This is a genomic window from uncultured Lamprocystis sp. (assembly GCF_903933125.1).
Classification (GTDB): Bacteria; Pseudomonadota; Gammaproteobacteria; order Chromatiales; family Chromatiaceae; genus Thiodictyon.
The window spans coordinates 1-7882 of record NZ_CAIZIZ010000427.1 but is presented as its reverse complement, the minus strand read 5'-3'; the positions used below and the strand labels follow the sequence as shown (position 1 = coordinate 7882).

The following is a 7882-nucleotide window of genomic DNA, read 5'->3' as shown; positions in this document are numbered from 1 at the left end:
GTTCTAACGATCATCAGACATCGACACCCGAGAAGGAGACGAACCGATGAACGAGGCCCAGTGTCCGAAGACGGGGAAGGCCGACGGTAAGGCTGAACCACTACCCCTTGGGGTTACCTGAGACAACCGGATAGGCATGTCATTTGTATCAAGTGCAACCCCTAAACATTTCCACCCGGTTTTATTACCGGAACCACCAAATGCCTCGACAATTTCGCAGGCATTTGAATTGCTTGACAAAACTAACAGTGCTAATGCGATAAGTGATACATGTCTCATTATATTTCTCCACGTCCTATTGGTTTCGGTGTTTGCTAGACGCAGTACGTATTTTGACGCCTGTTCTACATTGCACTAGGATGTTTGGATGTTAGACTGTATGCAGTCTAACACCAAAAAATCCTACCCACCGTCCGTGTCGCAGAGCGACACGCTCCCTGACACCGCGACCTTGGTCATATTCCGGCCACCCGCTACGTCTGCCAACTGAAGCCCAAGGCTTCAGCCTTAGCCTACCGATCCAAGGCTGAAGCCTTGGACTCCAATTGAGCATCGCTTGCCGGAACAGTGACCAAGACCAATCACCCCCACCTTAGGCCCGCAAACGCATCGACGGCGACAGAAAGGCCGGCTCAAGTATAAGTTCGGAAAAATCATCAAACCGTGATCAATGTCACGTTTTGGTGATTTTGGCGACTGCTCCGTGTTAACACGCCCTCTCGTCGTGCGAAGCGGCTGGAAGCCGCTTCTACAGCCGGGGCCAACCGCGGCCTACGATGAGCCGATATCCCCGTCTGACCGACGTTCGGGCGTCGCTCTTAAGTATGGTCCCAGCCATCGCGCGCTCTTCACGGTCGTTGGTCCGCGCAGCAGACCCCACAGATCGCGGTCTTACCGTCGAGTCGACGATGCGAACCGATCGCGGCCGGCCGGATCGCTGATCAAGGCCCGCGGATAGACACACAGGAACACGGAAAGATACGGAAATGCGTCTATTGTCCGTGTCCTTCCGTGTTCTTCCGTGTTCTTCCGTGGCGAATGATTCCCGATCAGACAGCGATTGGCGGGTTGGGGAGGGGCGGCGGCATCCGGCGCGTCTCATCGCGGCCGGAGGCCGCTCCCACGGGGGGATTGCCGGCGTATCAAAAACAAGTGGCACAAGGCCAGCCCGCTGTCGGGTGACTCTGCGCTAACCCGACCTACGGCTGGGCCGGTTATTTTTTCACCGTTATCGACGGCGAACGTGATAAGCGGACGTCGGGGGCGGGTTTCAAACCCGCCCCTACCCAAGGGTCTGCCTGCCCAAAGATCTCCCTGAAGATCAGTTCCGCAGGCTATACCCCCGGTTCGGCCGGCTCTCCAGCACAACGACACTACGCGAGCGCAGCACCAGCGGCCCGGGTTCGAGCGCGATCTGGTCTTCGGGCCGGGTGACGTCCAGCGGTGAAGCGCCGCCGGTGTCGAGTGCGCTGTGCCAGAGGCGTCCCGGCAGCGCCGGCAGTTCGAAGCGCTGGGCGGCGGCGGCCATGTTGATGGCGATGTACAGGGGCGGCTCGTCGGGTTCGACCGGGGCCAGGGTGAAGGCCAGGGTCTGGGCGGTCCGGTCATCCCAGGGCGGGGCGCCGACCTGGGTGCCGTGCCAGGTGACGTCGGCCATGTCGGCGCCGTTGCGGGTCTGGCCGGCCAGGAAGCGGCGGCGGCGCAGGCTGGGGTGGCGCTTGCGCAGGGCGATCAGGCCGCGCACGAAGCGCAGGTGTTCGCGGTTGGTCTCGACCAGTGACCAGTCGAACCAGCCGAGCGCGTTGTCCTGGCACCAGGCGTTGTTGTTGCCCGATTGGCCGCGCAGCACTTCGTCGCCGGCCAGCAACATGGGGATGCCCTGGCTGAGGAACAGCAGGGTCAGCAGGTTCTTGGCCTGACGCCGCCGCAGGGCCAGGACCTCGGCGTCCGTGGTCTCGCCTTCGATGCCGCAGTTCCAGCTCAGGTTGTCGTTGTTGCCGTCGCGGTTGCCCTCTCGGTTGGCGATATTGCGCTTGGTGTGGTGGGAGACCAGATCCCACAGGGTGAAGCCGTCGTGACAGGTGACGAAGTTGATGCTGTTGATCGGCTGGCGCAGGTTGGCCCCGTAGAGATCGCTGCTGCCCGCGAGCCGCGTCGCCACTTCCGGGATCATGCCGGTGTCGCCGCGCACGAACCGGCGGATGCTGTCGCGGTAACGGCCGTTCCATTCCATCCAGCGATAGCCGGGAAATGAGCCGACCTGGTAGAGCCCGGCCGCGTCCCAGGCCTCGGCGATGATCTTGCTGGCCGCCAGGGTGTCCGAGAGCTCGATCCCCCAGAGCACCGGCGGGTGTTCCATGGGATGGCCGTTGGCGTCGCGCGCCATGGCGCTCGCCAGGTCGAAACGGAAGCCGTCCACATGCATCTCGCGCACCCAGTACTCCAGGCAGTCCAGGATGTAGCGCGCGACGAAGGGGTGGTTGGCGCTGACGGTGTTGCCGCAGCCGGTGAAGTCCAGATAGATGGTCTTGTCGAGCTGATCGAGACAGTAGAAGGTCTCGTTGCCGAACCCCTTGAAAGACAGCGTCGGGCCGCGCCCGTTGCCCTCGCAGGTGTGGTTGAAGACCACGTCCAGGATGACCCCGATACCGGCCTGGTGCAGGGTGCGCACCATGTCTCTGAACTCGCGCCGGTGACTGCCTTGCTCCGGGGTCACGCAATAGCCGGGGTGCGGCGAGAAGAAGCCGAAGCTGCTGTAACCCCAATAGTTGCGCAAGCCCGAGGCCCAGACCGCCTCCGGCACGTCCTGCTCGTCGAAGGCCATCACCGGCATCAGTTCGACATGGGTGACACCCAAATCCTGCAAGTACGGCACCTTCTCGATCAGCCCGGCGAAAGTGCCGGGATGCTGCACGCCGGACGACGGGTGCCGGGTGAAACCGCCCACGTGCATTTCGTAGATGATCATCTGCTCCGAGGACACGCGGATGGGCGTATCCCCGCACCAGTGGTACTCATCGGCGAGCACCGCGGCGCGCGGCGAGTCGTGCGGCTGAACTCCTTCGGTCTGGCGGCGCCAGCGGTCCCAGTTGGACACGTTGACGGCGCGCGCCCAGGGGTCCAGGAGTTCGATACCGGGATCGAAGCACCAGCCGTGTCCGCGCGGGTCATGGGGTCCATCCATGCGCCAGGTGTAGTGCGTCCCCGGCGGCAGATCGACGACCAGGACATGCCAGGAGAAGAAGCTGTGATTGTTCTCCGGGTCGAGACGGATCACCTGAAAGGGCTGGTCACTGTCCGCACCGGCATAGAGCAGCAGTTCGGCCCCGACCGCATGGCGGCTGTAGACCGAGAAGTTCACGCCAGTTTCTTCGACCGTGGCACCCGGCGGATAGCGGCGGCCGGGGAGGATCGGATAGGTTCTGGAGTCTGACATGATGGTGTAAGTTGCTTGATAATAAGACAATGTATGCCGCTGAGCCAGTTTCCGGTGGGCCGCTGCACGGGCGAGACCAGTCTCAGCCCAGCGGGCACACTCTCCGGTAACGGCCCTATGATTGACAGATAGCATTAACGAGATTAACAAACTTCATTGTCGGTCTGTCGCTCGGCGCATATTACGACATGGAGACGGCAACGCAAGAGGCGAATCAGGTCTCAAATCGGGAAAACGGCTATCGCCAATCGCCGACTGAAGGCCGGAGCAGGCGCGATCAGTACCGATGCCCGAGATCCACCCAGCGCCACACGGCCCAGAGTCCGATCGCCGCGGCGGCGGCCCCGACGCCGAAGGCGGCGAAGGGCCCGGGCGTGGTCCACAGCAGGCCGCCGACCAGGCTCCCGAGGGCGCCGCCGGCACCAAAACTCAGGCTGTTGTAGATGGCCTGGCCCCGCCCCTGGGTCGGCCCAGGGAAGTAGTGATGCACCATGTGAATGGCTGAAGCATGAAACGTGCCAAATGTGGCCGCATGCAGGCATTGGGCAAACACCTGGATGGCGACGAACTCAACACAGGCTCCGATCAACAGCCACCGGACAACCGCCAGGGCAAGACTCACGATCAACACCCGGCGCGCCCCAAAGCGTTCCAGCAGCCGGTGCATGACCAGAAAGACCAGCACTTCCGCCCCCACCCCCAGCATCCAGAGGGCACCGACCGCACCGGTCGAATAACCGGCCTCCTTGAGATGAATGGAGTAGAAGGCGTAATAGGTGCCGTGACTCAACTGCATCAGGAAACAGGCCGCCAGGAAGGCTAGCACCTCGGGCCGACGCAGCAGCCCACGCAGCGAGGGCGCCGGGCCGCTGGTCGTGGCCGATGGGCAATCCGGTATCCACAGCGAACTGATCCAGACCCCGACGTACAGTGTCAGGATCCACACCGGCACGATGGACAGCGGCGCCTGTTCCAGTTGGAACCCCAGCACGCCGACGACCAGAATGAACCCGACCGACCCCCAGACCCGCACCAGGGCGTAGCGCGAGACCCGCGCACCCAGGTGATTGAAGGTGACCGCCTCCACCTGCGGCAGCGAGGCATTCCAGAAAAAGCTGAACAGGGTCATGGCCACCGCCATGGCCCAGAAGCCGTCGGCGATGAACACGACACCGAACACCAGGATCGCCCCCAGTGAGGCTTGCCGCACCAGGGGCATACGCTGCCCGGAGCGGTCGACCAGGTGGCCCCAGAGCATCGGGGCGATGACTTTGGTGATCGCCAGGATGGCCATCAACTGGCCGACGGCCAGGGCATCGAAGCCGCGGGATTGGAGAAACAGGCCCCAGTAGGGCACCAGCGCGCCCAGTGCGGCAAAGTAAAAAAGGTAATAGGCCGAGAGCCGCCAGTACGGCAGCCCGACGGCGGCGCGTGCGGTCATCCGCGGGGGAGCGGTCGGCGGCGGGCGGTGCCCAAGGTCATGGCGCGTCGGCAGCGCCGGGCGGCGCCGCGGCGGGGATCGGCGGCGTCGGCGGGGTCACATCGGCGTTCTGGCCGCGCTGGCGCAGGCAATGATCCATCAGCACCAGCGCCAGCATGGCCTCGGCGATGGGGGTGGCGCGAATGCCGACGCAGGGATCATGGCGGCCGGTGGTCACGACCTGGGCGGGCTGGCCGTCGGTGCCGATGGTGCGCCCCGGCAGGCGGATGCTGGATGTCGGTTTGAGCGCCATGCGGGCGATGATCGACTGCCCCGACGAGATGCCGCCCAGGATGCCGCCCGCGTTGTTCGACAGGAATCCGTCCGGAGTCAGTTCGTCGCGATGCTCGGTCCCCTTCTGCTCGATACAGCCGAAACCGGCGCCGATCTCAACGCCCTTGACCGCGTTGATGCTCATCAGCGCATGGGCGATGTCCGCGTCCAGCCGGTCGAAGATGGGCTCGCCCCAGCCGGCCGGCACACCGCTGGCCACCACGGTCACCGCCGCGCCGATCGAGTTGCCCTCCTTGCGCAGCGCATCCATGAAGGCTTCCAGCACGGGCACGGTGTCGGCACAGGGACAGAAAAAGGGATTCTGCTCCACCTGGTCCCAGGCAAACCCCTGGGGTCGGATCGGCCCCAACTGGGAGAGATAGCCGCGCACCAAGACGCCGTACCGTTCGGCCAGGTATTTCTTGGCGATGGCGCCGGCCGCCACCCGCACCGCGGTCTCGCGCGCCGAGGAGCGTCCGCCGCCGCGGTAATCGCGACGGCCGTATTTCTGATCGTAGGTGTAGTCGGCGTGGCCCGGCCGGTACCGGTCGGCGATCTCCGCATAGTCCTTGGAGCGCTGATCCTCATTGCGGATCAGCAGCCCGATCGGTGCGCCGGTAGTGATCCCCTCGAAGACGCCGGAGAGGATCTCGACCCGATCCGACTCGCGGCGTTGCGTGGTGTGCCGCGACTGCCCCGGCTTGCGCCGGTCCAGATCGCGCTGCAAATCCGCCTCGCACAGCGCCAGCCCGGGCGGACAGCCGTCCACCACCCCGCCGATCGCCGGGCCGTGACTCTCACCGAAACCGGTGACGACGAAGAGTTTACCGAAACTGTTACCAGACATGGTTGAGTGCAGCGTGCTGAGTGAGCGGACAATGTCGGTTGGGGCCTTGATCTTAATCCCGGCCAGCGGCGTGCGTCGTCAGGGCTTCCAGCCCTGACGGTGTCAGGCCAGGATGGCCTGACGACGCACCCGGCGAGCCCAAGTGGCCGGAATCTTGATCAAGGACTCGAATGGTCAGCCGTGCCCGACCTGCGACCGACGACGTCGGCGCACACCACGGCGCTGAACGACTATTCACTATCCACTTCTTAGTACGCCGGCGGCGGCACCAGATCGCTCGGTTTCAGCCAGGCATTGCCCTTGGCCAGGACCTCCCGGCTCAGCGTGCTGGTCGCCTGATGGAGCTTGACTCCGTTGATGATGTAGGTGTAGCGCGACGAGAGATAGTCGAACTCGGCCTGAAAAAGCTGCCGCTGGGCGTTGAGCACGTCGACCTGGGTGCGGGTGCCGACCTCTAGACCGGCCTCGGTGGACTCCAGCGAGGAGCGGGCTGAGACGACCGCGGCCTGACGCGCCTTCACGTCCTCGATGCTTGAAACGATGCCGCGGAAGGCGTCTTTGACCTGCTGATCGACCAGACGACGGGTTTGGTCCAGTTGATCCTGCGCGGCGCGGAAATTGTAGCCGGCCTGCCGGGTTTGGGAGACGACCGCACCGCCCTGATAGAGCGGGACGTTCAGCGTCAGGCCGACAAAGGCGGTGTTCGAGTCGGTGTTGTTCTCGGCCCCGGAGCGGGCGATGTCGTAACCCGCCTGGAGTCCCACGGTCGGGTAGAAGCCCGACTTCGCGATCTCGATCTGGACCTTGGCGGCAGCCACCGCCTCGGTCGACGCGATGATGCCGAAGTTGTTGCGCCGGGCGCTGTCCGCCCAGGCCTGAACATCATTGGGTTCCGGCGGCGACAGCGGCAGGGTGTCGCCCAGTCGGGCCAGCGGCACGTTCAAGGGTCCAACGATCACCCGCAGGGCCTCCCAGGCGTTGTCGAGGGTGCGCTTGGCGGTGATCAGGTTGGCCTTGGACCGATCGTAGGACGCCTGGCTGTCGTTGACGTCGGTGATGGCGACCAAACCGACCTCGAAGCGTTGCTTGGACTGCTCCAACTGACGCTCGTCCGCGCGCACCAGCGCCTCCGACACGGTCACCGCATCCGCTGCCTGCAGCACATTAAAGTAGGCTTGCGTGGTGCGCACCATGAGTTCGATCTGGGTGTTGCGGTACTGCGCTTCCGCCTGAGCGATCGTGTCACCGGTCTGCTTCAGGGTCATCCAGTTGGCGCGATTGTAAACAGTTTGATTGACCACTGCCTGAACGCCCTGGGTCACGAATCGGTCGCTACGGTTGCCTCCGGGGACACCCCGACCACTCAAGGTGAGGTTGTTGTAATCGACGGTTCCCTGCAACGCGACATTGGGCAGCAGCAGGGCCCGCGCCTGGGGCTCGATTTCCTTGGTGGCGAAGAGCCGCTGTTCGGCCTCGCGCAGCAAGGGGTCGCTTTGCACGGCAATGTCGTAGATCTGAAGCAGATCGTCGGCGCGGGCCGCGGATGTGACCAAGGCCGCAGGCGCGGCCAACAGGGCCGCGATCAGCAAGGTAAGAGAGTTCCGCATCTGAAAATTCCTGGCGCAAGGGCGGCTGGAGAAGTTGCCCCTCAAGGCCGGGGAGTATAGGCGACGAGGGCGATCGGGCTCAACGTAAAGGGGCATGGCGCAGCCCTGAAGCATAACCCTGCCGCCGACCGACATCGGGCATCGTCGGCGCCGGTCGGCGCTGGCGTTGGCCATTGCGGCATGGGTTTGACCTCACCAGGGAGGCAACGGGACGCCCGGGCGGGTACCGGAAGGGTGGT

At 64.2% G+C, this 7882-nt stretch carries 4 protein-coding genes; all 4 read right to left on the bottom strand.

Annotated elements, in window-relative coordinates; translation table 11 throughout:
• Positions 1-1321: 1321 nt before the first annotated feature.
• The 4 genes from glgX to QZY03_RS22760 all read right to left on the bottom strand — a co-directional run bounded on the left by glgX (position 1322) and on the right by QZY03_RS22760 (position 7643).
• Complete coding sequence (glgX, locus tag QZY03_RS22775) at positions 1322-3436, bottom strand: glycogen debranching protein GlgX (protein ID WP_295584873.1); 2115 nt, start codon at positions 3434-3436, stop codon at positions 1322-1324.
• Positions 3437-3713: 277 nt separating this feature from the next.
• Entirely contained in the window at positions 3714-4877 is a 1164-nt protein-coding gene (locus QZY03_RS22770; RefSeq protein WP_295584872.1) for an MFS transporter, read from the bottom strand.
• A 37-nt stretch (positions 4878-4914) separates the two neighbouring features.
• Complete coding sequence (gene aroC / locus QZY03_RS22765; protein ID WP_295584870.1) at positions 4915-6036, bottom strand: chorismate synthase; 1122 nt, start codon at positions 6034-6036, stop codon at positions 4915-4917.
• A 248-nt stretch (positions 6037-6284) separates the two neighbouring features.
• Positions 6285-7643 (bottom strand): TolC family outer membrane protein, encoded by a 1359-nt coding sequence (locus QZY03_RS22760; protein ID WP_295584867.1) that lies wholly within the window; start codon positions 7641-7643, stop codon positions 6285-6287.
• Positions 7644-7882: the final 239 nt, after the last annotated feature.